21 protein-coding genes are annotated in these 23923 nt (G+C 74.2%); 6 read left to right on the top strand and 15 right to left on the bottom strand.

Translation table 11 applies throughout. From position 1 onward, the window contains the following. Nucleotides 1–6: 6 nt before the first annotated feature. The 3 genes from ACIP37_RS04195 to metF all read right to left on the bottom strand — a co-directional run bounded on the left by ACIP37_RS04195 (nt 7) and on the right by metF (nt 4663). A complete protein-coding gene (locus ACIP37_RS04195; RefSeq protein WP_400803438.1) occupies nt 7–2247 on the bottom strand; it encodes a heavy metal translocating P-type ATPase in 2241 nt (746 codons plus the stop codon). A 210-nt stretch (nt 2248–2457) separates the two neighbouring features. Beyond that, nucleotides 2458–3621 (bottom strand): permease, encoded by a 1164-nt coding sequence (locus ACIP37_RS04190; protein WP_400803441.1) that lies wholly within the window; start codon nt 3619–3621, stop codon nt 2458–2460. Between the two features lie 103 nt (nt 3622–3724). Further along, nucleotides 3725–4663: a methylenetetrahydrofolate reductase [NAD(P)H] gene (gene metF, locus ACIP37_RS04185; protein WP_400843249.1), complete on the bottom strand. Its 939-nt coding sequence runs from the start codon at nt 4661–4663 to the stop codon at nt 3725–3727. A gap of 250 nt (nt 4664–4913) precedes the next feature. On the opposite strand from metF, the gene ACIP37_RS04180 reads away from it, so the two are divergent. After that, a complete protein-coding gene (locus ACIP37_RS04180) occupies nt 4914–5246 on the top strand; it encodes a heavy-metal-associated domain-containing protein (RefSeq protein ID WP_400803447.1) in 333 nt (110 codons plus the stop codon). A 96-nt stretch (nt 5247–5342) separates the two neighbouring features. On the opposite strand, the gene ACIP37_RS04175 is transcribed toward ACIP37_RS04180, so the two are convergent. Together ACIP37_RS04175 and ACIP37_RS04170 are read right to left on the bottom strand one after the other, a co-directional pair. Further along, complete coding sequence (locus ACIP37_RS04175) at nt 5343–5885, bottom strand: MOSC domain-containing protein (RefSeq protein ID WP_363618399.1); 543 nt, start codon at nt 5883–5885, stop codon at nt 5343–5345. Nucleotides 5886–5949: 64 nt separating this feature from the next. Further along, entirely contained in the window at nt 5950–6573 is a 624-nt protein-coding gene (locus tag ACIP37_RS04170) for a TetR/AcrR family transcriptional regulator (protein ID WP_371516127.1), read from the bottom strand. Between the two features lie 105 nt (nt 6574–6678). Here ACIP37_RS04170 and ACIP37_RS04165 point away from each other — a divergent pair, with 105 nt between their 5' ends. Both ACIP37_RS04165 and ACIP37_RS04160 read left to right on the top strand, forming a co-directional pair. After that, on the top strand, nt 6679–8256 hold the full coding sequence (locus ACIP37_RS04165) for an FAD-dependent monooxygenase (protein WP_400803452.1): 1578 nt from the start codon (nt 6679–6681) through the stop codon (nt 8254–8256). Between the two features lie 149 nt (nt 8257–8405). Next, a complete protein-coding gene (locus tag ACIP37_RS04160) occupies nt 8406–9635 on the top strand; it encodes a cytochrome P450 (RefSeq protein ID WP_400803455.1) in 1230 nt (409 codons plus the stop codon). Between the two features lie 76 nt (nt 9636–9711). Here the strand turns inward: ACIP37_RS04160 and ACIP37_RS04155 are convergent, their stop codons facing one another. After that, nucleotides 9712–10920 carry a Dyp-type peroxidase gene (locus tag ACIP37_RS04155; protein ID WP_363627521.1) on the bottom strand — a complete coding sequence of 403 codons (1209 nt, stop codon included), beginning with the start codon at nt 10918–10920 and terminating at the stop codon, nt 9712–9714. Between the two features lie 31 nt (nt 10921–10951). Here ACIP37_RS04155 and ACIP37_RS04150 point away from each other — a divergent pair, with 31 nt between their 5' ends. Then, complete coding sequence (locus ACIP37_RS04150) at nt 10952–12316, top strand: right-handed parallel beta-helix repeat-containing protein (RefSeq protein ID WP_363585942.1); 1365 nt, start codon at nt 10952–10954, stop codon at nt 12314–12316. Between the two features lie 42 nt (nt 12317–12358). Here the strand turns inward: ACIP37_RS04150 and ACIP37_RS04145 are convergent, their stop codons facing one another. After that, on the bottom strand, nt 12359–13123 hold the full coding sequence (locus ACIP37_RS04145) for a hypothetical protein (protein ID WP_400803459.1): 765 nt from the start codon (nt 13121–13123) through the stop codon (nt 12359–12361). 140 nt (nt 13124–13263) lie between these two features. Next, a complete protein-coding gene (locus ACIP37_RS04140; RefSeq protein WP_400803462.1) occupies nt 13264–15879 on the bottom strand; it encodes an SdrD B-like domain-containing protein in 2616 nt (871 codons plus the stop codon). 640 nt (nt 15880–16519) lie between these two features. Here ACIP37_RS04140 and ACIP37_RS04135 point away from each other — a divergent pair. Beyond that, nucleotides 16520–16894: a helix-turn-helix transcriptional regulator gene (locus ACIP37_RS04135; protein ID WP_363585965.1), complete on the top strand. Its 375-nt coding sequence runs from the start codon at nt 16520–16522 to the stop codon at nt 16892–16894. A 36-nt stretch (nt 16895–16930) separates the two neighbouring features. Here the strand turns inward: ACIP37_RS04135 and ACIP37_RS04130 are convergent, their stop codons facing one another. Beyond that, nucleotides 16931–17110, bottom strand: a complete 180-nt coding sequence (locus ACIP37_RS04130; RefSeq protein ID WP_363585939.1) for a hypothetical protein — start codon at nt 17108–17110, stop codon at nt 16931–16933. Nucleotides 17111–17149: 39 nt separating this feature from the next. Next, nucleotides 17150–17443 (bottom strand): helix-turn-helix domain-containing protein, encoded by a 294-nt coding sequence (locus ACIP37_RS04125; protein WP_400843245.1) that lies wholly within the window; start codon nt 17441–17443, stop codon nt 17150–17152. Between the two features lie 217 nt (nt 17444–17660). Between ACIP37_RS04125 and ACIP37_RS04120 the strand changes: the two genes are divergently transcribed. Further along, entirely contained in the window at nt 17661–18488 is an 828-nt protein-coding gene (locus tag ACIP37_RS04120) for an aldo/keto reductase (RefSeq protein ID WP_363627518.1), read from the top strand. Nucleotides 18489–18505: 17 nt separating this feature from the next. On the opposite strand, the gene ACIP37_RS04115 is transcribed toward ACIP37_RS04120, so the two are convergent. The 5 genes from ACIP37_RS04115 to ACIP37_RS04095 form a co-directional block, all read right to left on the bottom strand. Then, nucleotides 18506–19438, bottom strand: coding sequence for an NAD-dependent epimerase/dehydratase family protein (locus ACIP37_RS04115; RefSeq protein ID WP_363585936.1), 933 nt, complete (start codon nt 19436–19438; stop codon nt 18506–18508). A gap of 15 nt (nt 19439–19453) precedes the next feature. After that, nucleotides 19454–20803 (bottom strand): nucleotide sugar dehydrogenase, encoded by a 1350-nt coding sequence (locus ACIP37_RS04110; protein ID WP_400803467.1) that lies wholly within the window; start codon nt 20801–20803, stop codon nt 19454–19456. Between the two features lie 87 nt (nt 20804–20890). Beyond that, nucleotides 20891–22312 carry a N,N-dimethylformamidase beta subunit family domain-containing protein gene (locus tag ACIP37_RS04105; protein ID WP_400803470.1) on the bottom strand — a complete coding sequence of 474 codons (1422 nt, stop codon included), beginning with the start codon at nt 22310–22312 and terminating at the stop codon, nt 20891–20893. Between the two features lie 43 nt (nt 22313–22355). Beyond that, complete coding sequence (locus ACIP37_RS04100; RefSeq protein ID WP_400803473.1) at nt 22356–23516, bottom strand: glycosyltransferase family 4 protein; 1161 nt, start codon at nt 23514–23516, stop codon at nt 22356–22358. A 6-nt stretch (nt 23517–23522) separates the two neighbouring features. After that, nucleotides 23523–23867, bottom strand: coding sequence for a ferredoxin (locus tag ACIP37_RS04095; RefSeq protein WP_363585932.1), 345 nt, complete (start codon nt 23865–23867; stop codon nt 23523–23525). Between the last annotated feature and the right edge of the window lie 56 nt (nt 23868–23923).

Below are 23923 nucleotides of genomic sequence, written 5' to 3'. Positions count from 1 at the left end.
ACGGGCTCAGCGGAAGCGGCGCAGCCGCAGGCTGTTGCCGACCACGAAGACCGAGGAGAAGGCCATCGCGGCCCCCGCGATCATCGGGTTGAGCATCCCGGCCGCGGCCAGCGGCAGGGCGGCGACGTTGTAACCGAAGGCCCAGAACAGGTTGCTCTTGATGGTGGCCAGGGTCTTGCGGGAGAGCCGGATGGCGTCGGCTGCCGCCAGCAGGTCGCCGCGGACCAGGGTGAGGTCGCCGGCCTCGATCGCGGCGTCGGTGCCGGTGCCCATCGCCAGGCCCAGGTCGGCCTGGGCGAGGGCGGCCGCGTCGTTGACGCCGTCGCCGACCATCGCCACGACCCTGCCCTCGGCCTGGAGCCGCTTGACGGTCTCCACCTTGTCCTGCGGCATGACCTCGGCGATGACGTGCTCCGGGGCGATGCCGACCTCGGCGGCGACGGCCTCGGCGACCGCCCGGTTGTCGCCGGTCAGCAGCACCGGACGCAGGCCCAGCGCGCGCAGCCGGGCGATCGCCTCGGCGCTGGTCGGCCTGACCGCGTCCGCGACCTCCAGGACGGCCCGGGCCTCGCCGTCCCAGCCCACCGCGATCGCGGTCCGCCCGGCCGCCTCGGCCGCGGCCTTGGCCGCGGCCAGGCCCTCCGGCAGGTACTGCGACCAGTCGTTCAGCAGCGCCTCCCGGCCGGCGACCACCGCGTGGCCGTCGACCACGCCCTGGACGCCCAGGCCCGGTACGTTCTCGAAGCCCTCGACCGCGGGCAGCTCACCGGCCTCGGCGGCGGCGGTGGCGATCGCGGCGGCGATCGGGTGCTCGGAGGCGTGCTCCAGGGCGCCGGCCAGGCGCAGCGCCTCGGCCTCGCCGACGCCCTCGGCGGTGTGCACGGCGAGCAGGGTCATCCGGCCGGTGGTGACGGTGCCGGTCTTGTCCAGGACGATGGTGTCGACCTTGCGGGTGGACTCCAGCACCTCCGGGCCCTTGATCAGGACGCCCAGCTGGGCGCCGCGGCCGGTGCCGACCAGCAGCGCGGTCGGGGTGGCCAGGCCCAGGGCGCACGGGCAGGCGATGATCAGCACCGCGACCGCTGCCGTGAAGGCGGCGGTCCAGCCCTCGCCGGTGCCCAGCCAGTAGCCGAGGGTGGCCACCGCCAGGACGATCACGATCGGGACGAAGACGGCGGAGATCCGGTCGGCGAGGCGCTGGGCGGCGGCCTTGCCGTTCTGCGCGTCCTCGACCAGCCGGGCCATCCGGGACAGCTGGGTGTCCGCGCCGATCCGGGTGGCCTCGACGACCAGTCGGCCGCCGGCGTTGACGGTGGCGCCGGTGACCTGGTCGCCGACGGAGACCTCGACCGGTACGGACTCGCCGGTGAGCATCGAGGCGTCCACCGCCGAGGCCCCCTCGGCCACCACGCCGTCGGTGGCGATCTTCTCGCCCGGTCGCACCACGAACCGGTCGCCCACGGCCAGACCGCCGACCGGGATCCGGACCTCGGCCCCGCCGCGCAGCACGGTGACGTCCTTGGCCCCCAGTTCCAGCAGCGCCCGGAGCGCGGCGCCCGCGGTGCGCTTGGAGCGGGCCTCGAAGTAGCGGCCGGCCAGGATGAAGGCGGTGACGCCGGCCGCCGCCTCCAGGTAGATGTTCGACGGGCCGTCGCTGCGGGCGATGGTCAGCTCGAAGCCGTGCCGCATGCCCGGCATTCCGGCGTCGCCGAGGAACAGCGCCCACAGGGACCAGAGGAACGCGGCGCCGGTGCCGAGCGAGACCAGGGTGTCCATGGTCGCGGCGCCGTGCTTGAGGTTGGTCCAGGCGGCGCGGTGGAACGGCCAGGCGGCGTAGGTGACCACCGGAGCGGCCAGCACCAGCGACAGCCACTGCCAGTTGTCGAACTGCAGGGCCGGCACCATCGCCATCGCGATCACCGGTACCGCGAGCGCCACCGCCGTGACCAGCCGCTGGCGCAGCGGGGCGAGTTCGTCGGCCGACTCGGCCTGCCCGGCCGGGCCTTCGGCGGCCGGCGGCTTCGGCAGCGCGGCGCTGTAGCCGGTGGCCTCGACGGTGGCGATCAGGTCGGCGACGTCGACGCCCGCGGGGAAGGCGACCTTCGCCTTCTCGGTGGCGTAGTTGACGCTCGCCGAGACGCCGTCCATGCGGTTCAGCTTCTTCTCGATCCGGGCCGCGCACGAGGCGCAGGTCATGCCGCCGATCGAGAGTTCCACCTCCGTGGAGGCGGGTGCCTGGGTGGTCATCGTTGCTCCTCGTGACAGTCGTCGTTCCGGGAACGCGCTGAGCGTCTCCGGCCCGGCCTTCATACCCTAGGGGGGTATCGGTCGGCGTCGGGTTCCTTTATACCCCCCAGGGGTACCCGAGGCAAGCATGGACCGATACCCCCGGCTGGTATTTTCCGGTCCGGCGATCCGCCCGGCCCGAAACCCCCGGGAGGTACCCGCTGCCGGGCGTCAGCGCTGGTCGGGCCGGTGCCCGTCCCCGGCCGCGGGCTCGCCGCCCATCATCCGGAGCATGGCGCGGCCGCCGGTGCGCAGGAAGCGGGCGAGCAGGGCGGCGGCGAGGAGCAGGAAGGCGATGTTCAGCCAGGTGGTGTAGTTCCACTCGATGCCCGCCATCGGGATCTCGGCCTCGCGCCGGTCGGGGACCAGGCCGAGCGCGCCGAAGAGGAACTCGACGGTGTAGCCGGCCACCACCATGGCCGCGTAGAAGGTGCCGAGCAGGAACAGGGCCGTCCGGCGCCCGTAGTACTTCCGGTAGATGTTGAGGATCGGCAGGATCAGCAGGTCCGCGAAGATGAACGCGACGACCCCGCCGAAGCTGATCCCGCCCTTCCACAGCACCACCGCGAGCGGCACGTTGCCGATCGAGCAGACGAAGGACGCCATCGCCACCACCGGACCGACCAGCGGACCCCACAGCCGGCCGACGAGCGGGTGGTCGGCGAAGAAGAAGGCCTGCCAGAAGGAGTCCGGCACCCAGGCGGCGATGGCACCGGCGATGAGCAGCCCGAGGACGAGGTCCTTGAGGATGGCCGCCCACTCCATCACGAACACGTGCGACACGGCCGTGACGCCCCGCCGGGACAGCAGCCGCCGGGCGAAGGAGCCCTCCCCGGCGACGGACATGTCCATCGCCGCGTGGCCCTCCATCGAGCCGGCCAGGCCGCGCTCCGCCTGGGCGCGGGCCTCGCGCAGCAGCCGGTCACGCAGCAGCAGCCGGAAGAGCAGGGCGAGGACGAGGATCATCACCGGCCCGCCGACGAACTCGGCCGCCGTGAACTGCCAGCCGAGCAACAGGGCCAGGATGACGCCGAGTTCGACGACCAGATTGGTCGAGGCGATCTCGAAGGCCATCGCGGCGGTGAAGTCCGCGCCCTTGCGGAACAGCGAGCGGGCGAGGGCCACGGCCGCGTACGAGCAGGAGGAGGAGGCCGCGCCGAGGAGCGCGGCGACGCCGAGGGTGCGGGGGCGGTCGTCGCCGAGCATCCGGACGACGGTGGACTTGCGGACGACGGCCTGGACGACGGCGGAGAGCAGGAAGCCGAGGATCAGCGCCCAGGTGATCTCCCAGGTCATCGATCCGGCGATGGACAGCGCGTGCAGGATCGCGTGCATGGTGGGTCCGCCTTCCCTGGTGCCCCGGGTTCGCCAGCGCCGAGCACCATATACCCGTACCGGGTATCACCCCTCGCACCTCGCCGGGGGCGGCACTCCCCCGTCAGGCCGCCGCCAGCGGGGCCGGCCGCGCCGGCCGGTCCAGCCCGAGGTTGCGGTGGATCTCCAGGGCCGCGGTGGAGCGGTTCAGCGTGATGAAGTGCAGGCCGGGCGCACCCTCGCGGAGCAGACGCTCGGCCATCCGGGTGGCGTGGTCGACGCCGATGCGGTGCGCGGCCGGCCGGTCGCCACGGGCCGCCTCCAGCCGTGCGGCCAGGCCCGCCGGGAAGGAGGCGCCGCTGAGTTCGGCGAAGCGGGCGATCTGGCGGACGTCGGTGGCCGGCATGATCTCCGGGATGACCGGGGTGTCGCAGCCGGCCTCGGCGAGCCGGTCGCGCAGCCGCAGGTAGTGCTCGACGTCGAAGAACATCTGGGTGACGGCGTAGTCGGCGCCCGCCCGGCACTTGGCGACGAAGTGCCGGATGTCGTCCGCCCAGTCCGCCGAGCGCGGGTGGCGCTCCGGGAAGGCCGCCACCCCGACCGTGAACGCGCCGCAGCCCTTGACCAGTTCGACCAGTTCGGCGGCGTGCCGCAGGCCCCGGGGGTGCGGCTGCCAGACGCCGTTCGGGTTGCCGGGCGGGTCGCCGCGCAGGGCGAGGACGTCGCGGATCCCGACGTCCGCGTAGCGGCGCAGGACGGCCTGGAATTCGGCGGTGGAGTGGCCGACGGCGGTCAGGTGGGCCACCGGCCGCAGCGTGGTCTGGGCGGCGATCCGCTCGGTGGTCTCGATGGTGCGGTCGCGCGAGGAGCCGCCGGCGCCGTAGGTGACGGAGACGAAGGTCGGCGCGACCGCCTCCACCCGCCGGATCGCGGCCCACAGGGAGCGCTCACCGGCGTCGTCCTTGGCCGGGAAGAACTCGAAGGAGTACGTCCGCTCGCCGGCCGCCAGGATCTCGCGCAGTCCGCGCGGCCCGCGCGCTCCGGGTCGGGTGGTGTGGTCCATGGGGTGTCACCTCGGGTGATGGGATCGGCCGCCTGCCGGCGCCGGCCGCCGGGATGCGGGCGGCCGCTTCCACCCTGCCGGAAGGGCGCAACGAGAGTGCCACAAGGATCGGTTGACGATCGGTCGAGTCCGTTCGCGGCCGTCGCGGGCGCCGCCCTCAATTACCCCTGGGGGGTATGGTACGTTCTCCAGGCGAAGCGGCCGGCCGCACCCGCGGCCGGCGCCGGGCACTGATGACAGGAGCACCCCCATGTCCGAGACCACCGCCACCGTCGAGTCCCCCGCCACCGAGACCGCCGCCGAGACCACCGCCTCCTGCTGCGGCTCCTGCGGCACCGGCGCCACCGAGGCCCCCGCCACCGGGACCGCCGGGCGGGCCGTCTTCCAGGTGAAGGGCATGACCTGCGGCCATTGCGTCACCTCGGTGACCGCCGAACTGCGGAAGATCGACGGCATCACCGACGTCGCCGTGGACCTCGCCACCGGCAAGGTCACCGTCGACAGCACCCTGCCGCTCGCCGACGAGGCCGTCGCCGCCGCCGTGGACGAGGCCGGCTACGACCTGGTCGGCCGCCTCGGCTAGGCCCTGTCGGCCGAACGCCCCCGGCGGCAGGGCCGTCGGGGGCGTTCGGTGTACGGGGCGGGGGTATGCCTGGCGGGATGCGGGCCGGGCAGCCGGTCAGACCCGGTCGAGCGGGCGGTGCGGGCCGGGCGGCAGCTCCACCGAGATCGCGTCGCCGGGAAGGACCGGTCCGCCCGCGCGCACGACGGTCATGATGCCGGCCCGGCGGACGACGGCGCCGTTCTCGTCACGCCCGACGACCTGCTTCAACAGCCCCTGCCGGTAGGCGTCGATCTGCCGGCACGGATTGCGCAGGCCGGTGACCTCCAGCACCGCCTCGGGGCCGATCCGCAGCACCGCGCCGACCGGCAGGCCGAGCAGGTCGAGGCCCCGGGTGGTGATGTTCTCGCCGAGCGCGCCCGGCGCCACCGCGAAGCCCGACTCGCCGAGTTCGGTGAGGAGCTCCTCGTGGATGAGGTGGACCTGGCGCAGGTTGGGCTGGTCCGGGTCCTGGGCGACCCTCGAACGGTGCTTGACCGTCACCCCGGCGTGCACGTCCCCCTCCACCCCGAGCCCGGTGAGCAGCACGATGCCGTCACGGTTCGGCTTGGTGAACGAGTACTCGGCGCTGCTGCTGACCGCCACCACGCTGCCGCTCATGCGCGGACCCCTTTCGCGTACGGATGTTCGACCGGCTCCGAGCATAGGACCCCGGCCTCGCGGGTCAGCCCGCGGAGGGCGCCCTGAGCAGCGGCAGGACGACCTCGTCGAGGATCTCGTCGACGACGCGGTCGGGCGGGACGCCGCCGCCGAGCAGGGCGGCCTCGCGCAGGAGGTCGAGCGGGAGGGAGCAGGTGCGGGGGGTGAGCCGCGCGGGGTTGATCTCGCCCCGGTCGGCGGCGCGGCGCAGCATCGCCGTCAGGCCGCCCACCGGCCCCTGGGAGACCAGCCCGCGGAAGTGCTCGCGCAGTTCGGGGTCGCGCATCAGGTCGACCAGGAGGCCGTGCACGGCGTCCTGCGGCAGGTCGTCGAAGCGGTGCAGCAGCCTGCGCAGGAAGAGCGAGAGGTCGGCCCGCAGTTCGCCGGTGTCGGGCGGCTCCCGGTAGTCGGGGGCGTTGCGGCCGAGGGCGGCGACGACCAGCGCGGCGCGGTTGGGCCAGCGGCGGTAGAGCACCGGTTTGCTGGTCCGGGCGCGGGCGGCGACACCGTCCATGGTGAGCCGGTCGTAGCCGTGGTCGGCGAGTTCGGCCCAGACGGCGTCGAGGATCGCCTGTTCCAGTTCGTCGCCGCGCCGGCGGGAGGCCCTGCCGCCCGCCGGTCCGTCCTCCGTTGTGCTGCCGGTCGTCACCGAGGTCCGCACCCATCCTTGTAGATACGTTGCGTTTCTTATCGGGCCGAGTCTACAGTCGAGATTAAGAAACGATTCGTATCTTATGTCGAGGAGGGGCCCGCCATGAGCACTGCCCGTACGACCGACGTCCTCGTGGTCGGCGCCGGCCCGGTCGGACTGACGCTCGCCGTCGGACTGGCCCGCGCGGGAGTCGACTGCCGGATCATCGAACGGGACCCGGCCCTCCGCGACCGCGGCGTCCGCGGCAAGGGCGTCAACCCCCGGACGCTGGAGGTGTTCGACGACCTCGGCGTGGCCGGCGAGATCCTCGCCCGCGGCGACCTCAACCTCAAGATCCGCAGCTACCGGGGCGACCGGCTCCGCCACGAGGTCGACCCGGCACCCGCCAACGCCCCGACCCCCGACCGCCCTTACGGCGGCCTGCTGATGCTCGCCCAGCACCACACCGAGGCCGTGCTGCGCGACCGGCTCGCCGACTACGGCGTCACGGTCGAACTGGACACCGGGCTCGTCGACCACACCCAGGACGGGGACGGCGTCCTCGCCACCGTCCAGCACGGGGAGCACACCGGGGCCGCCACCGAGCGGATCGCCGCCCGCTACCTGGTCGGCTGCGACGGCGGCCGCAGCACCGTCCGCAAACTCGCGGGCATCCCGTTCCTCGGCGAGACCTGGGAGGAGGAGCGCTTCCTGATGGCCACGATGCGCCTGGACGGGTTCGCGCCGGACGCCCTGCACGTCTGGGACGACCCCCGGTTCGGCGTCGGCGCCCTGGTACTGGTCCCGCTGCGCCAGGACGACACCTGGGCCGTCCACGCCTCCGTCACGCCCGACGGGCACGGGCGGCTGCCCGCCCCCACCCTGGACACCTTCCGGCAGCTGTTCGCCGAACGGGCCGGCCTGCCCGGCGCCCGGCTGCACGAGCCGACCTGGTCCACCGTCTGGCGGCCGACCGTACGCATGGTCGAGCGCTACCGCGAGGGCCGGGTGTTCCTCGCCGGGGACTCCGCCCACTGTCAGTCCGCGGCCGGCGGCCAGGGCATGAACACCGGCATCCAGGACGCGCACAACCTCGGCTGGAAGCTGGCGGCGGCGCTGCGCGGCGCCCCCGACCCGCTCCTCGACAGCTACCAGGCCGAACGGCTGCCCGTCGCCCGCGCCGTCCTGGCCGCCTCCTCCGCCCAGCACCGGGCACTGTTCAGCGGCGACGGCGGGGCCCGGGCCCTGACCGACCAGCTCCTCAGCCTGGCCAACTCGGCCGGCGCCGACCTCACCGGGCTGTCCGTCCACTACCGGGGCGGGCCGCTCGGCCGCGACCTGGACGACGCCACCGGCATCCGCGCCGGGGACCGCGCCCCGGACGCGCCCTGCGCCACCGCCGACGGCGCCCCCACCCGCCTGTTCGACCTCTTCCGCGGCCCGCACGCCACCCTGCTGGCCTTCGGCGAGCACCCCGCCCTGACCGCCCTGCCCGACCTCCCGGGCGTGCACCGGGCCGGCGTCCTCGACCCCGGCGGCCACGCCCGCCGCGCCTACGGGATCGACGGCGACGCCGTCGTACTGGTCCGCCCCGACGGCCACGTCGGGCTCACCGCGGGGGCGGTCGACCCGGCCGCGCTCACCGCCCACCTGCGCGACCTCGGGCTGGCCGACCGACGGACCGGCCCACTGACGGGCTGACGGGCCGGGCCCGGTGAAACCCTGACCGGGGGAGGTGGAATCGCTACCATCGGGACCAACGGGACAAGCAGCAGCGGAATCCAACGATCTACGTAAATAAGACAGTTGGATTCTCATCCCGCGCCGGACCGCCGACCCCGAAGGGACCCATGTCCACCGCCGCACCCGCCCTCCCCCCGTTGCACCGACTCCCCGTCACCCCCGCCCAGCCGCCCCACCCCACCACCCTCCCCGACGGCACCCCCGCCTGGCTGGTCACCCGCTACCACGACGTCCGCCAGACCCTCACCGACCCCCGCTTCACCCGCGGCGACCTGGCCACCGTCGGCACCCCCGGCGGCGGCGCCGACGTCTCCAGCAACCCGGCGTCGATGTTCAACCAGGACGGGCCGGAACACCGCCGGCTGCGCAGCACCGTCCAACGGGCCTTCACCGCGCGCGCCATCGCCGGCTGGCAGCCCTGGGTCGCGGAGAGCGTCCAGCAGGCCGTCGACGCCCTCGCGGCCGGCGGCACCCCCGCCGACCTGGTCACCGCCTTCACCCGGCCGGTGCCCTTCGCCGTCACCAGCCGCCTGATGGGGCTCGACGGCGACGGCCCGGACCGCCTCGACGAGCAACGGCTCCGCCGCTGGACCAGGGCGATCCTCGCCGACGGCACCCCGGACGACGGCGGCACCCCGGACGACAGTGGCGACGCGGCGGACGGCGCCCTGGACCCGGCCGAGGCGCTCGCCGAATACGCCGCCTACACCGGCGAGTTGATCGCCCGCCGCCGCCACCACCCCGGCGAGGACCTGGTCAGCCGCCTCGTCCAGGCCGCCGACCAGGACGGCGGCGTCCCCGAGGAATCACTCGTCTACCTGGTCTGCGGGCTCACCGCCAGCGGCAACGAGAGCGTCACCGGCGCCCTCGGCAACGCCCTCGTCTACCTGCTCGGCGAACGCCCCGAGCAGTGGCCCCGACTCGCCGATCCCGACACCACCGAACGCGTCACCGAACGCCTCCTCCACTTCATCCCGCTCGGCGACGACGAGGCCACCACCCGGCGCGCCACCGAACCGGTCGACCTCGGCGGCGTCCGGATCCCCGCCGGCGCCGTCCTCGCCGTCAGCCTCGGCAGCGCCAACCGCGACACCGCCGTCTTCCCCGAGGGCCTCGACGCCGGCCTCGACCACCCGCTGCCCGCCCCGACCCTCGCCTTCAGCGCCGGCCCCCACTACTGCCTCGGCGCCTGGCGGATGCGCCTGGAAATGCGCGAATCCCTCCGCCGCCTCGCCGCCGCCCTCCCGGGCCTGCGCCTCACCACCCCCGTCGACCGGCTCACCTGGCAACTCGGCACCACCACCCGCAGCCCCGCCCACCTGCCGGTCACCTGGTAGCCGGGGGCGCCGGGCCGCCCGCGGCGAGCAGCCCGCGCCGGCCCCCGGGCCGTCGCGGGCAAGCCCCTGCTCCCCCTCAGCCCCAGAGCTGCTCGCCCAGGGTGGCGCCCTCGGGGGCGCCGGGGAGGACGTAGGCGACGGCGGAGGCCTGGTGCTGGACGAACGGGTTGAGGGCGTCGCGGGTGGCGAGGCGGGTCTGGACGCGGGTGAACTGGGCGGGGTCGCGCATGAAGGCGCAGAAGAGCAGGCCGCGGTCGTCCGGGCCGTCGTCGTAGCTGTAGCCGCGGCGGAGCATGCGCGCGCCGCCGTCGAGGCGGGGGCTGCTGAGCCGGACGTGGGCGGTGGCGGGGATGACGTAGGAGCCGTCCGGGTTCTTGGCGTAGACGTCCGGTTCGTCGTGTTCGGCGCTGCCGGTGAGCGGGGCGCCGTCGCCCGCGCGGCGGCCGATGACCAGGTCGCGCCGGTCCGCGGGGAGGGCCGCGAAGGCGGCGACGTCCATCCGGATCCGCCGGTAGACCAGGACGGTGCCGTTCTCGTGCGCCCCCGCCGGACCCCAGACCCACTGCCGGGCGGTCGACTCGTCGGGGTTGGCGGTGCCGTCCTTGAAGCCGAACAGGTTGCGGGCGGTGGTGCCCGGGGCGGTGGCGGGCAGAAAGCCGGACTGGGTCCAGCGGGGCGTGGCCCCGGCGGCGCGGGCGGCGGCGGTGGCGAGTTCGGCGACGACGGTCAGCGTCCAGCGGTCGGCGCCGCAGAGTTGGAGGAGGACGTCGCCGCCGCCGCGCGCCGGGTCGAGGCGGTCGCCGGCGAAGGCCGGCAGGTCGGCGAGCGCGGTCGGGACGTTCAGGCCGAGCCGGGCGGCGAGGTCGGGGCCGACGCCCACCAGGCTGGTGAGCCGGGCCGGTTCGGCGCCCTGGAGCCGCAGGTCCGGCGAGCTCCCGGCGGTCGCGGCGGCCAGCAGCCGGGTGAGGTCCGCGAGCAGGCCGCGCAGGGCGTCCCGGCCGCCGGCGGTGGTCGCGGGTGCGAGGTCGAAGGCCAGCAGCTGGGTGGCGGGTTGCGGCGGTGTGGTCACGCCGGCCTGGCGGGGGCCGTGGAAGAGGGGTGCCGGTCCGGGTGGCGGGGCCGCCGGGTGCGGCGCGGCGCCTTCGTGGCCGCCGTGCGCCAACGCCTGGACGCCGGCGCCGAGTCCGGCGGCGAGCACCGCTCCGGCCGCGAGCAGCGCCCTCCGCTCCACACCGGATCCGGCGGCTTCCGTCTGTTTCCGCACTTTTCCGGTTTCGGCATGCATGGGCGACATTGGAGACGATAGAACACCTCTCATGCAAATCCCGATGATGCGTCAACTCACCCACCGACCCTCACCTGCACGTGCGACGAGACCGCTGCGACGGCTGTCCGCGGCGCTGCTCGCCGCCACCCTGGCGCTGGCCGGCTGCGCGGCATCGGGCTCCTCCTCCGACGAGGCGCGCCATCCGGCCGGTACGGTCGTCCAGGTCCCGGAGGACTTCCCGACCGTGCAGCAGGCCGTGGACGTCGCGCGCGAGGGCGACACGGTGCTGGTCCACCCGGGCGTGTACCCGGAGAGCGTCCGGATCACCAAGCCGCGCATCGTCCTGCGCGGGACGGACCGCAACGGCGTCGTCCTCGACGGCGGGGTGCGGCTCGTCAACGGCATCACCGTCACCGGCGCCGGCTCGGTGGTGGAGAACCTCACCGTGCACGGCTACCTCGCCAACGGCGTCCTGTTCACCGGCGTCACCGACGAGCACCTGCAACGGCACGGCGCCGGCGGCTCCGCGTACGACCCGCTCGACACCAACCGCTTCCCGCCCGTCCAGGGCTTCCGGGCCTCCCGGGTGACGGCGTACGACAACGGCCTGTACGGCATCTACGCCTTCGACGCGCGCGGCGGCGTGATCGAGGACTCCTACGCCTCCGGGCAGGCCGACTCCGGGATCTACGTCGGCCAGTGCAAGCCCTGCGACACCCTCGTGCACGGCAACACCGTGGAGCGCAACGCGGTCGGCATCGAGCTGACCAACGCCTCCGACGGGCTCAGCATCCTCGGCAACCGGGTGGTCGGCAACCGGGTCGGCGTGACGGTGAACTCCAACGACCTGGAATCCCTCGCCCCGCAGCACGGCGCGGTGATCGCCGGGAACGTGATCGCCGACAACAACGCCGCCGACACCCCGGAGCAGGCGGACGGCGGCTTCGGCATCGGCCTCGGGATCGGCGGCGGCACCGCGAACCAGGTGCTGCGCAACCTCGTCCAGGGGAACCGCGCCGCCGGGGTCATCGTCACCGACCCGCCCGGGCACCCGGCGAGCGGCAACCGCGTCGAGGGCAACCGCGCCACGGGCAACGGCGTCGACCTCGTGCTGGCCTCCACCGACCCCGGCAACTGCTTCACCGGCAACACGCCCGACACCCAGAGCCCGGAGCAGTTGGAGGGCCTGGCGGCGTGCGGGGCGCAGGGCCGCGGCCCGCTCCCCGGCGGCCGGCCCGCCACCGTCATGGCGCCGCCCGGCGTGCCGTTCCACCAGGTGCGGGCCCCGGACGCGCAGCCCTCCCTGCCCGACCCGTCGGCGCCGGGCCGGCCGGCGACGGACCTTCCGGGGCCCGTCGACCCGGACCGCTACGCCCTGCCCACGGACACCGCCGCCGTGCCGCAACCCCGGTGAGCCCGGGCCCCGGTGAGCCGCAGCCCCGGCGGCCCCGGGGCCTCACCCGGCGGCCCACGGCGCCTCCGGCATCCGCACGCCGTCCTGCCGCCCGGTGAGGTCGACGGTCGTCGGGGTGCCCAGGCCGGACATCCGCATGGTGACCCGGCGCAGCGCGCCGGCGCCGTCGACCCAGTAGGTCAGCGGCGACGGCCCGCCGTCCGGGGCGGCGCCCTGGGCGCGCGGGCCCGAGAAGCGGTCGTAGTCGCGGCCGTCGATGCGGTCCCGGCCGAGCAGGCGCGCCCCGGACTGGGCGAGCAGCAGCGGGTTGTCCGGCCGGTCCGCGCCGAGGCGGACCAGCAGGCCGAGCCCGGCGTCCAGCGGGTCCGCCGTGTAGGAGCGCGGCGACCAGCCGGAGCGGGGGACGTGCTCGGCCTGCTCCCAGGCGGGGCCGGAGCCGGCCGGCTCCGGGGCCAGCCCGAGGCCGTCGCCGTCCCAGATGATCAGGCCGTGGTCGAGCTGACCCGAGGCCCCGGAGACCTGGTAGCGGCCCACCCCCCGGCGGGTGCGGTAGTCCACCACCCCCTCCACCCGGATCTGCACGCCGCCGCCCTCCGCCGCGGTGAGCACCACCGCCGCCGGGCTGGCCTGGTACAGCGTCAGCCGGGACAGCGCCAGCCGGGACGCCTCGTCCATGGTCACCGCCCGTTCCTCCGGTTCGCCCCAGGCCGTCACCCCGAGGACCGTGGCCCCGGCGACCACCACCGCGCCGACCACCCCGACGAGCAGGCGCAACCGCGCCCTCTTCCCGATCTTCCTGCGGGCCATCTGGCACCCCTCCTCCTTGTCATCACCGTCGTGCTCGTCGTCGCCGTCATGCTTGTCGTCACCGTCGTGCGAACGAGCGGCGGGCGGGCCCGTGGCATGAATCACGCCACGGGCCCGCCCCTCCTCACCGCTTCCTATTCCTACTGGTGCCGCGCCCTGCGCTTACGGGCGACGAGGACCAGCGCACCACCGGACGCCACCAGCACCGCGCCGCCGACGATCCCCAGCGGCACCAGGGCACTGGCGCCGGTGCTGGGCAGCTGTCCCCCGGGCGGGGGCAGCGGGTTCGCCGTCGACGGGCTCGGCGACTCCGTCGGCCCCGGCGGCGTGGTCCGCTCCGGCGTGGTCGGCGAACTCGACGGGCTCGGCGGGCTCGACGAGTTGGTCGGCGTCGGGGTCGGCGTCGGAGTGGGCAGCAGCCGGTTGACCGCCGTCACCGAGACACCGTCCCCGAGGTTGTCGGAGGTCAGCGCCAGCGGGCCGAACACGGTGGTGTCCGGAGCCGCGTAGCCGTCGGGCGGGCTGAGCTCCTGCCAGTAGTACGTCCCCGGCACCCCGGCGCCCTGGCAGAGGCCGTCGGCGCCGGTCGTGCAGGGGCCGCCCACCGCCGTGTCGGGCTTGTCACCGCCGGTCTGCAACCCGTCGGTGCCGTTGGTGTCGTGCCACAGCTGGAACTTCGCCCCCGCCAGCGGCTTGCCGTCCTGGTCGTGCTTGACCAGGCGCAGCGCGCCCTCCTGCTGCCGGAACCCGAAGTCGAAGGTGTGGTCGTTCTCGCCCGGCCCGCCGGTGGTCAGCGCCCGCTCGGGGAACTTCGTACCGGGCGGCACCAGGCCCTTGGAATCGATGAAGTGGTTGTCGCCGACGTCCGCGTCGGTGGGCACCCACTGGTAGAGCGGCCCGCCCTTGGCGTAGTCCGCCGGGTTGTCGAGCCGGATCGTGTACTTGGTCCTCGGCTTGAGACCGCCGGTGACGTTCGAGTCGTCGAAGTAGTACTCGCCGCGCTTCGTCGTCTTCGTCGTGCCGACCAGCTTGCCCGACTCGTCGTAGAGGTGGACGGTCGCGCCCTCGACGGGGCGCTGGCCCGGGTTCTGGATGCCCTTGCGCTCGGGGTCGTACCAGACCCGGTTGCCGATCTGCAGCGGCGCCTGGTCGCAGAGCACCTCCAGGTCGCCCATCGAGGCGCCCTTGCCGAACGGCGCGATCGTCCCGGCCGGGTTGAGCCGGAAACCGAACTGCGGGTCCTGCTGGCCGTTCGCCCGCTGGAGGAACGACGTGCCGTACCCGAGAGCGGTGTGGTTGGGGTCGAAGGCGGAGACCGCGACGGTGCTCTCGACCTTGGACAGCGCCATGCCGGCGAACGCCGTGTTGCGGTGGCCTCCCCAGGTCGTGTCGAAGAACCGGGTGCCCCGGGGGGCGAGCCCGCACCCGTTGTTGGTGTCCATCACGTACGTGCCGTTCGCCCGGCAGGCCTTGTTCAGGTCCCCGCCGGACATGACGACGGCGACGAAGCCCGGCACCGGGGCGCCCGGCGCGCGGTCGCTGAAGCGGTCGCGGAAGGCCAGCAGCATCGAGCCGTCGGTCTCGAACGTGATCTCGCCCAACTCGGGCTCGGGCTTGGCGATGGTGGCGCTGCCGCACGGGCGGCCGTTCTGCGTGGTCGGGTAGGTGCTCGTCCACGGGAACCAGCCCGCACCGTCGCACGGGCCCGAACCGACGGTGGACTGGCGCGGGTAGTCCAGCGGCTGGTCCAGCACCGGCTTGCCGAACACGCCGGTGGCGAGGTCGAAGGGCAGGACCACCGCGCGCAGGTCGGTGAGCTTGCCGGTGGACTCGCCGGAGCACACTCCGCCGAGGTAGCCGGTGCCGTCCTGGAGGCCGAGGCCGAACGGACGCCAGTCCCCCGCCGCCGGGCAGCCCGGGTCGGGGATCGGGTAGGAGGCCGTCGGGCTCCCGGCGGCCGGCAGGGTGGCGTTGTAGCGGTAGAGCCTGCGGTCGTTGAGGTTGACGACGAACAGGTCCTTGCCGTCGTCGGTGATCTTGATGCCGCCGAGGCTCTCCTTGCCCGGCGTGTCAAGGAAGGCGTCGTCGGTACCGCCGCCGTGGGCCGTCGAGCCCGCGTTCGGGACGGTGGTGAACAGCGTCGTCTTCTTCTGCGCGATGTCGGTGACGTAGACCGCCCCGGCACCGCCCGGGCCGTAGTCGGTGGTGCGCTTGGCCACCGCCGAGGAGAACAACCGCCGGTCGGCCTTGTTCCAGGCGATGCCGTACAGCGTGCCGGTATCGGCGTTGGTGGCGAGGTTCGTGGCGGTCACGCCTTCGCCGTCCTGGCCACGCGCGCTGTACGGGAAGGAGACCAGCGTGCGCTGGGCCCCGCCCTCGCGGTCCATCGGCTGGCAGGTCGTGACCAGCGGGGCGTTCTTCTGGCAGTAGTCACCGGGGTTCCAGAGCCCGGTGGTGTACGCCACGTTCTTGCCGCCCGAGAGGTCGACGAACTCCTCGTTGCTGCTCAGCTGGGTCGGCGCGCCGTCCAGCCCCTGCCGCGAGGCGAACGCCGGGAACAGCACCCCGGGCTTCGGATTCACCACCTGCACCCGGTACTTGCCCCCGGACGGCTTGGCCGTCGCCGGGGCCAGGGTGACCGTCCCGTCGGCCGCCGTCACCCCCTCGATCGCGACCCCGGCGTCATCCGTGAGCGTCACCTTCACGCCCGCGAGCCCTGGCTCCAGGGCCGGTGTCCACACTCCACTGGTGTCCACCGCCCGGATCACCCGGACGGTCACCGTCCCGTCGCCGGGTTGTGGAAAAGCCGCCGGCGCCGTCACCAGCGCTGCGGCGGACAGTCCCACCGTCAGCGCCGCGACCTGCGCGGCGCACCTCGTTCGCTTCCTCGTTCGTCCCAATGTCCCGCTCTCATCATCGACGGGTTATCACACCCGGGCCGATCAGGAGTTCATCAGCAGACCGGCAATCTAATATATCCGCAAGGGAATTGACGAAAGTTCATGTGCACGCGCGACAAGAGCGGCACACCCACTCCACCACCAGTTCGAATCTGGACCCGTTCGTCCGATACCGGCCGCCCTGCTCGAAAACAGCACCTTTGACCGGAATTCGTCCGGACGAGGCGGTGGGGTGCGGAGGCGGGGCGCGGGGACAGCGCAGGGCAGGGCAGGGCGCAGGAACGGGGGTGCGGGGACAGTGCAGGGCAGGGCGCAGGAACGGGGGTGCGGGAGCGGGGGCGCGGGAGCGGACGGGGCGGGGAGGCGGCCCGGGGCGGCGGCCGGCGCACGCCTCCGCGCGACCCTGTCGGACCGGGCGGGTAGCGTGGCAGACGTGCCCCAGGTGTCCCGACTCCCCCTACCCGACCTCGCCCGGCTGCGGCGGGCCCGCGACCGGATGGACCGCGACTACGCCCAGCCACTGGACGTGCCGGCGCTGGCGCACACCGCACTGATGTCGCCGGGCCACTTCTCCCGCAGCTTCCGCGCCGCCTTCGGCGAGACCCCGTACGGCTACCTCATGACCCGCCGGATCGAGCGGGCCAAGGCACTGCTGCGGCGCGGCGACCTGAGCGTGACGGAGGTCTGCATGGCGGTCGGCTGCACCTCGCTGGGCTCGTTCAGCTCGCGGTTCACCCAGCTGGTCGGCGAGACCCCCAGCGCGTACCGGGCCCGGGACCACGACCACGCCGCCGCCCTCCCGGCCTGCGTCGCCAAGGTCCACACCCGGCCGACCAGGACCGGGGAGACGGGCGACCCCACCGGCCCGTAGCGCGGCTCCGGCCGGGCTCGGCAGTGGCCCCGGCCCCTACCGCCGGCCCTGCTCGGGCCGGTCGTCCGCGTCCGGGTCCGGGGGCAGGCCCACCTCCTCGCGGTCCTCCTCGGTGCGCTCGTCGAGCTCCTCCTCGTCGGGCCGCCGGGGCAGACCGCGCCCGTGCCCGGTGTCCGGGTCGCCTTCGACGTCCTTGTTGGACTTGTGGTGCGACATGGCGCCTCCTCGCCCCCGATTCCGCCGGTACCTTCCCACTCAAACGCGCGCCCCGGGCCCCCGCAAGCCGGGGCTGCGATCACGGGGCGCCGCGCCCGGCCCCTCGGGGAACGCCGTCGACTCGAACGCCGCCGACTCGAACTGCGCCCGCTGGTCGGCGTCCAGCCGCAGCACGTCCACGAGCAGCCGCACCGTCTCCCGCCGGGGCCGCAGCGCCCCGCCCCGTTCCAGGTTGCGCACCGCGCGAACACTCAGCGTGGCGAGATCGGCCAGTTGCTGCTGGGTCAGGCCCCGGTGCTTCCGGTGTCCGTGCAGCATGTCGCCAAATCGCATCTTTCCCGACCTTTCCCTGTCCGCGTCAGCCGGCTGCTCTAGCCTTCGTAACGCGACCGGGGAACCGTCGGGTTCAGCGGCGAACCCGCGCGCGCTTCGGGCGGCACAACGAATCTGACCGTCCGTCACCACCTGGGCGGTCTTCCTCGGAGCGGCCTGCGGCGACACACTCGAAGGGCAAGCCGCCGCCGTACCCCGGAACGGAAAGGCCCGCCCCGTGCAACGCCTCGTCCTCAACAACGGCTCCGCCGTCCCGCGCGTCGGCCTCGGTGTCTGGCCGCTGACCGACGACCAGGCCTACACGGCCGTCACCCACGCGCTGGAGGCCGGCTACCGCCGCATCGACACCGCCCGGGTCTACCGCAACGAGGAGGGCGTCGGCCGGGCCGTCCGCGACGTCGGCATCCCCCGGCCGGAGGTCTTCCTCACCACCAAGCTGGGGAACGCCGACCAGGGCTACGACCGCACCCTCCGCGCGTTCGACGCGAGCGTGCGCAGCCTGGGCACCGACTACGTGGACCTCTACCTGATCCACTGGCCCCTCCCCCGGCAGGCCCGGTACGTCGAGTCGTACCGGGCCCTGGAGCTGCTGCACGCCGAGGGGCGCGCCAGGGCGGTCGGCGTCTCCAACTTCACCGCCGCGACGCTCGGACGGCTGCTGGCGGAGACCGGCGTCGTCCCGGCCGTCAACCAGATCGAGCTGCACCCCTACCTCCCCCAGGAGCGGATGCGCACGCTCGCCGCCGAGCACTCCATCGCCACCGAGGCGTGGAGCCCGCTCGCCCAGGGCGGCCGGCTGCTCGCCGAGCCCGCCCTCGCCCGGATCGCCGACCGGTACGGGAAGACGCCGGCCCAGGTGGTCATCCGCTGGCACCTCCAGCTCGGCAACCTGGTGATCCCCCGCTCCGCGACCCCGGCCCGGATCAGGGAGAACATCGGCGTCTTCGACTTCGCCCTGGGCCCGGAGGACCTGTCCGCCATCGCCGCCCTCGCCGACGGGGGCCGGATCGGCCCCGACCCGGACACCTTCGACCACCGGGGTTGACCAGGGGCACGGGGGCCTCAGGCCCTGCTGCGGAACCACCGGACGGTCTGTTCCAGGCCCTCGCGCAGGGCGGTCGGCTCGACCTCGGGGAACAGGGTGCGCAGCCGGGTGTTGTCCGCCTGGGAGTGCCGGACGTCTCCGGGGCGGGCTGCGGTGTGCTGCGGGTGCAGGGTCGTCCCGGTGGCGAGTTCGAGTTCGGCGATCAGGTCCAGCAGGGAGGTGCGGGTGCCGTAGGCGAGGTTCACCGGTTCGGGGTCGGCGACGGTGCGCAGCGCTGCCCGGGCGAGGATGCGGCAGACGGTGGCGACGTACGTGAAGTCGCGGGTCTGGCCGCCGTCGCCGTGCACCACCAGGGGCCGGCCGGTGGTCGCGGCGCTGATCCAGGCCGGCACCACGGCGGCGTAGGCGTGCCCGGCGGGCTGCCGGGGCCCGTAGACGTTGAAGAAGCGGAACGGGAGGACCGGCAGGCCGTAGGAGTGGTGGTAGGCGCTCAGGTACGCCTCGCCCGCGAGTTTGCTCGCGGCGTACGGGCTCATCGGGGCCGGGAGCAGGCCTTCGTGTTTGGGCAGGCGCGGGTTCGCGCCGTAGACGGAGGACGAGGAGGCGGCGATCACCTGCACGCCGCCCGCCCGTCGGGCGGCTTCCAGGACGGACAGCGTGCCGGTGGCGTTGGCGTGGTGGCTGGCGACGGGGTCGTTCACCGACCGGGGTACCGACGGGAGCGCCGCCAGGTGCACGATCGCGTCGATGCCGTGGAACGCGCGGTCCAGGAGGGCGGCGTCCAGGACGCTGCCTTCGAGGAAGTGGACGGCGAGTGGGGCGAGGTTGTCCTTGGAGCCGGTGGACAGGTCGTCCACGATCCGGACTTCGGACACCTGCGAGCACTCGGCCAGGGTGTGGGCGAGGTTGCTGCCGATGAATCCGGCGCCGCCGGTGATCGCGATCTTCATGCCGGTCCCTCCCTGTCAGAGGATGTCGATGTTGTCGCCGCTGAGGCGTCGGCGGCAGTCCAGGACGTACGTGGAGCAGGCGGCGATGGTGTCGTAGTCGAACGCGTCGTGGTCCGTGAGCAGCACCACCGAGTCGGCGGCGGCGAGTTCACCGGGGGTGGCGGCCACCATCCGTACGCCGTCGAGCGCGTCGGCGGGTGCGGGCAGCGGGTGGACGACGTGCGGGTCCGCCGCGTGCACCTGCGCGCCCATCGCGAGGAGCAGTTCGGCGACGCGGGCGGAGGGGGTCTCGCGCGGGTCGCTGGTGTTGGCCTTGTAGGAGAGGCCGAGCAGCAGGACCCGGGAGCCTTCGACGGTCTTGCCGCGCCGGGCGAGGGCGTCGACGAGTCGGCGCACGACGTAGTCGGGCATGTGGCTGTTGACGTCGTTGGCGAGTTCGACGAACCGGAAGGTGCGGCCGGCCGTGCGCTCGGCCCACCAGGACAGGTACGACGGGTCGATCGGCAGGCAGTGCCCGCCCACGCCCGGGCCGGGGACGAAGCGCAGGTAGCCGTACGGCTTGGTGCTGGCGGCGTCGATCGCCTCCCACACGTCGACACCCAACTCGTGGGCGAACATGGCGAGTTCGTTCACAAGGGCGATGTTGACGTGGCGGAAGGTGTTCTCCAGGAGCTTGGTCAGCTCGGCGGTGCGGCAGGTGGTGACCGGTACGACGGCGTCGACGATCGAACCGTAGAACGCCTGGACGCGCTCCAGGGACGTCCGGTTCACCCCGGAGACCACCTTGGGCGTGTTCTCCAGGCGCCAGCGCGGGTTCCCCGGGTCGATCCGCTCGGGGCTGTAGCCCAGGTGGAAGTCCCGGCCGGCCACCAGCCCGGACACCTCCTCCAGGATCGGCCCGACCAGTTCCTCGGTCGTGCCCGGGTAGGTGGTCGACTCCAGGACGACCATCGCGCCCGGCCGGAGCAGCACGCCCAGCGTGCGGGCCGACTCGGCGACGTGCGAGAGGTCCGGCAGTCCCTCGCGCAGCGGGGTGGGGACGGTGATCACCGCGATGTCGAAGCCGCCGCAGTCCGCCGGGTCGGTGCTGGCGCGGTAGGCCCCGGAGGCGAGCAGCGGAGCCAGGCGCGCGGAGGGGACGTCCAGGACGTACGACTCTCCCGCGCGCAGCTGCCCGACCCGTTGCTTGTCCACGTCGAAGCCGACGACGCGGTGGCCGGCCTGCGCCGCGCGGACCGCCAGGGGCAGCCCCACGTAGCCCTGGCCGACGACGACCACCCGGCTGGGAGGCGTCGACGGGACGGACGGTGCGCGAGCGCTCAGGCGGTGCGCCGCGGCGTCGCCGGTGTCCTGCCGTGCGGGCATACACGTTCCCCTCCGGGCGAAACCGCCCCAGTTGTATCGGCATGCGCAAGACCACTGCCCGGCGGGGCGGCGGGTGCCGTCCGGGCCTCAGGACAGCAGGGTGACGACGTTGCGGGTGATGGCGCGCACCTGCGGGTCGAGGGGCAGGAGGCGGGCCCAGTCGGTGGTGGCGGCGGTGAACACCGTGCCGCCCCTGGTGTACAGGCCGAAGGTCGCGGCCCGGCCCGGGTCCGGGTCCTCGCGGGCGGCGAACTGCCAGCCGGCGGCCGGGTCCGTGGGCAGGTCGGCGACCCCCAGGATGGTGAAGCCGGCGGGCGTGCCGTCCGCTCCGGTCGCCACCGCCCGGTGGGCGGCGTCGCGGCGGTGGGCGGCGCCGTCGCACTCGTAGCCCACCAGGGCGTGTCCGGCGCCGAGGACGTCGCCGTCCCGCAGTCCGGTGCCCGCGAAGACCGGGTGGTCGGTGTGCTGGACGGTGAAGCCCAGCGGCGCCCGGCGGCCCGCCCAGTGGCCGCCGCCGCTGCGGTAGCTGACGCCCGTCAGCGCGTTCTCCGGGTCCGACTCCCACCAGTGGCCGGGGGAACCGCGCAGTCGGTCGACGTCGACGTCCCGGACGCCGGGCGGGTACTTGGCGCAGCGCAGGGCGGCGCCGTCGCCGCTCACCGTCACCCGCCACCAGCAGGTGTTCGCCCCGAACAGCGCGAAGTTGCCGCCCCGGTCGCGGAAGGCGGTGACGTTGCGGCGGACGTCCTCGCTCCAGTACTCGTCGTGGCCGGCGGAGATCAACAGCCGGTAGCCGTCGGTGAGTCGGGGTGACTCGTGCAGGTCGAGGTCGGTGCAGTAGTCGGCCGCGAAGCCGGCGGCCTCGAACCAGGCGATGAACGGGGCGTCCCAGTGCGCGAAGGTCTGCCGGGGGGTGCGCGGGTCGTGGGCGTCCGGGTGGCCCTTGACCGGGCCGCCGATGCCGCCGCCCGGGCGGCGCAGGCTGACGGTCCTGGTGCCGGCGCGCAGCGCGGCCTCGTCGTGGTGGAGGGGGCCGTACAGGCATCCGCCGCCACTTCGGTTGTAGGCGTGGTAGGTGAAGACCGGCACCTTGTAGAGGATGCGCGACGTCCGGGCGGGTTCCCGGGGCCGCACCACGAACAGGATCCGGGAGCGGCGCGCGTCCAGGGCCTCGGCGCCGGGCGGCGCCGGGTCCGCGGGCGCGGTCGTCGCGGGGCTCAGCACGGCGATGTACACCCCGGAGGGCCAGTCCGCGGGAATGGTGACGTCGTGGCCGGGCCAGCGCCAGTCCTGGTCGTGCCGCCCGGGCGGCGCGTACCGCCCCGGCCCCTGGACGGAGCCCAGGTGGCGGATGCGGGCGCCGCAGCGGAAGAAGTCGGCCCGGAACCGGGCCGCGCGGGTCGACACGTGCAGCCGCAGGGTGTCCCCGGCCCGCACGCTCGGCCGGGCCGGGTATCCGTCGACGGCCGGTCCGGCGGCGGACGCGGCCTCGCGCTGCGCTTGGGGCATGCGGTTCTCCAACCGGGGAGGGCGGCATCTTCTTGACTGATCGTCAGAATCCGTTCGCCGCCTGCTTGTTCGGCGATGATTCACCCCGCGGCCCCGGGAGGCCCGCGAGCACCCGGTCGGCCCGGCGCCGCCAGGTGTACCGGTCCAGGAGCTGCCGCCGGGCCTCGTCGCCGAGGGCGCGACGCAGGGCCCCGTCAGCGACCAGTCCGGCCAGGGCGTCGGCCCAGGCGTCCGGCTCGTCCGGCGGGCGCAGCAGGCAGTTGACGCCGTCCTGGAGGACCTCCCGCAGGACGGGGAGGTCGGAGGCGATGATCGGGCGGCCGTGGGACATGTACTCGAACAGTTTCATCGGCGAGGCCCAGCGCCCGGTCTCGCCGAGCCTGCCCCAGGTGTAGACCTTCCGCTGGTACGGGGCGAGGACGACGTCGAAGGAGGGGTAGTAGGAGGGGAGTTCGGCCGGCGGGCGGTGCCCGTGGAAGAACACGTTGGGCAGCCCGCAGGATCCCTCCCAGCGGGCCCGGTCCTCGGCGGCGCCGCCGATCAGGTGGAAGTCCAGGCCGGGGAGCCGGTCGGCGAGTTCGAGGATCAGGTCGATCCCGCGTCCGTCGTAGAGGTGGCCGACGTAGCCGATCCGCGGCACGTCCGGGCGGCCCGGCAGCGTCGGTGCGGCCGCGGTCGGCGGGGCGGGCGGGTCGGCGCAGTCGGGGGCGACGAGGATCGGCAGCGGCCCCAGGGCGGCGTGGGCCTCCTGGAAGTCGCGGGCGAGCGCGTGGGTGATCGCGACGACCCGGGCGAGCCGCTGGTGGCCGAGGAGTCGGTGCTCCGTCCCGGGCGGGGACACGTCCCGGCGGATCTGGTGCACCTCGTAGACGAAGGGCGCGAGGTCCGCCGCGGCGGCGAGGCCGTACGGGTCGCGCCCGTAGACGAGGTCGGGAGCGGTGTCACCGGCCAGCAGGTCCCGGACCCGTTCGGCGCGCCGCCAGTAGCCGGCCGGGGTGTCCTCGGGGATGGGCACGGCGCGGATGGGGAAGCGGTGACGGACGCCGTAGTAGGCGTACGCGTCGTCGGCCGGGTACGAGCCGGGCGCGGTGTAGAGGGTGACGTCGTGCCCGGCGGCGGTGAACGCGTCGCACATCCGCATCACGTGGACGCCGTTGGCGAAGAACGAAGGGATGGTGCCGCCGTGCAGGTAGGCGATGCGCACTCCGGTCTACTCCTCGATCGGTGGGGGCACCGGCAACCGGTGCGGGTCGGCGGCGGGCCGGCGGGGCGGGGCGGGCTCCGGTGGGCCCGGCGGCGTCTCCTCCCGGTCGGCCGCGGGCGGCCCGGCGTCCGGGAAGAGGGTCAGGCCGCTGCTCCGCTCGACGACCGAGATGGCCTCCATCGGGCAGGTGAACGCCGCGTCCAGCACCCGTTCGTCGGGGGCGATCTCGCCGGCGGTCGGCCGTGATCGCCGGGTGTCGTCGATCGTGAAGCGCCCGGGAGCGGTGCTCGTGCACACCCCCGAACCGATGCACCGACGGCCGTCGACCTCGATCCGCCAGTCGCCTCCCATGGGCTCCCCCCTCCGTCCTGCGTTCCCGCTCCGCCTCCGGGAGGCGAAGGGACGTG

The organism is Kitasatospora sp. NPDC088861 (genome assembly GCF_044750105.1).
Taxonomy (GTDB): Bacteria; Actinomycetota; Actinomycetes; order Streptomycetales; family Streptomycetaceae; genus Kitasatospora.
The sequence above is the reverse complement of the archived record's forward strand: the minus strand, read 5'-3'. Positions and strand labels throughout refer to the sequence as shown.

Excerpts from the sequence above, each read along its gene's own strand:
- ACIP37_RS04195 (WP_400803438.1), bottom strand. The coding sequence starts at position 2,247 with ATGACCACCCAGGCACCCGCCTCCACGGAGGTGGAACTCTCGATCGGC.
- ACIP37_RS04190 (WP_400803441.1), bottom strand. The coding sequence starts at position 3,621 with ATGCACGCGATCCTGCACGCGCTGTCCATCGCCGGATCGATGACCTGG.
- metF (WP_400843249.1), bottom strand. The coding sequence starts at position 4,663 with ATGGACCACACCACCCGACCCGGAGCGCGCGGGCCGCGCGGACTGCGC.
- ACIP37_RS04180 (WP_400803447.1), top strand. The coding sequence starts at position 4,914 with ATGTCCGAGACCACCGCCACCGTCGAGTCCCCCGCCACCGAGACCGCC.
- ACIP37_RS04175 (WP_363618399.1), bottom strand. The coding sequence starts at position 5,885 with ATGAGCGGCAGCGTGGTGGCGGTCAGCAGCAGCGCCGAGTACTCGTTC.
- ACIP37_RS04165 (WP_400803452.1), top strand. The coding sequence starts at position 6,679 with ATGAGCACTGCCCGTACGACCGACGTCCTCGTGGTCGGCGCCGGCCCG.
- ACIP37_RS04160 (WP_400803455.1), top strand. The coding sequence starts at position 8,406 with ATGTCCACCGCCGCACCCGCCCTCCCCCCGTTGCACCGACTCCCCGTC.
- ACIP37_RS04155 (WP_363627521.1), bottom strand. The coding sequence starts at position 10,920 with ATGCATGCCGAAACCGGAAAAGTGCGGAAACAGACGGAAGCCGCCGGA.
- ACIP37_RS04150 (WP_363585942.1), top strand. The coding sequence starts at position 10,952 with ATGCAAATCCCGATGATGCGTCAACTCACCCACCGACCCTCACCTGCA.
- ACIP37_RS04145 (WP_400803459.1), bottom strand. The coding sequence starts at position 13,123 with ATGGCCCGCAGGAAGATCGGGAAGAGGGCGCGGTTGCGCCTGCTCGTC.
- ACIP37_RS04135 (WP_363585965.1), top strand. The coding sequence starts at position 16,520 with ATGGACCGCGACTACGCCCAGCCACTGGACGTGCCGGCGCTGGCGCAC.
- ACIP37_RS04130 (WP_363585939.1), bottom strand. The coding sequence starts at position 17,110 with ATGTCGCACCACAAGTCCAACAAGGACGTCGAAGGCGACCCGGACACC.
- ACIP37_RS04125 (WP_400843245.1), bottom strand. The coding sequence starts at position 17,443 with ATGCGATTTGGCGACATGCTGCACGGACACCGGAAGCACCGGGGCCTG.
- ACIP37_RS04115 (WP_363585936.1), bottom strand. The coding sequence starts at position 19,438 with ATGAAGATCGCGATCACCGGCGGCGCCGGATTCATCGGCAGCAACCTC.
- ACIP37_RS04110 (WP_400803467.1), bottom strand. The coding sequence starts at position 20,803 with ATGCCCGCACGGCAGGACACCGGCGACGCCGCGGCGCACCGCCTGAGC.
- ACIP37_RS04105 (WP_400803470.1), bottom strand. The coding sequence starts at position 22,312 with ATGCCCCAAGCGCAGCGCGAGGCCGCGTCCGCCGCCGGACCGGCCGTC.
- ACIP37_RS04095 (WP_363585932.1), bottom strand. The coding sequence starts at position 23,867 with ATGGGAGGCGACTGGCGGATCGAGGTCGACGGCCGTCGGTGCATCGGT.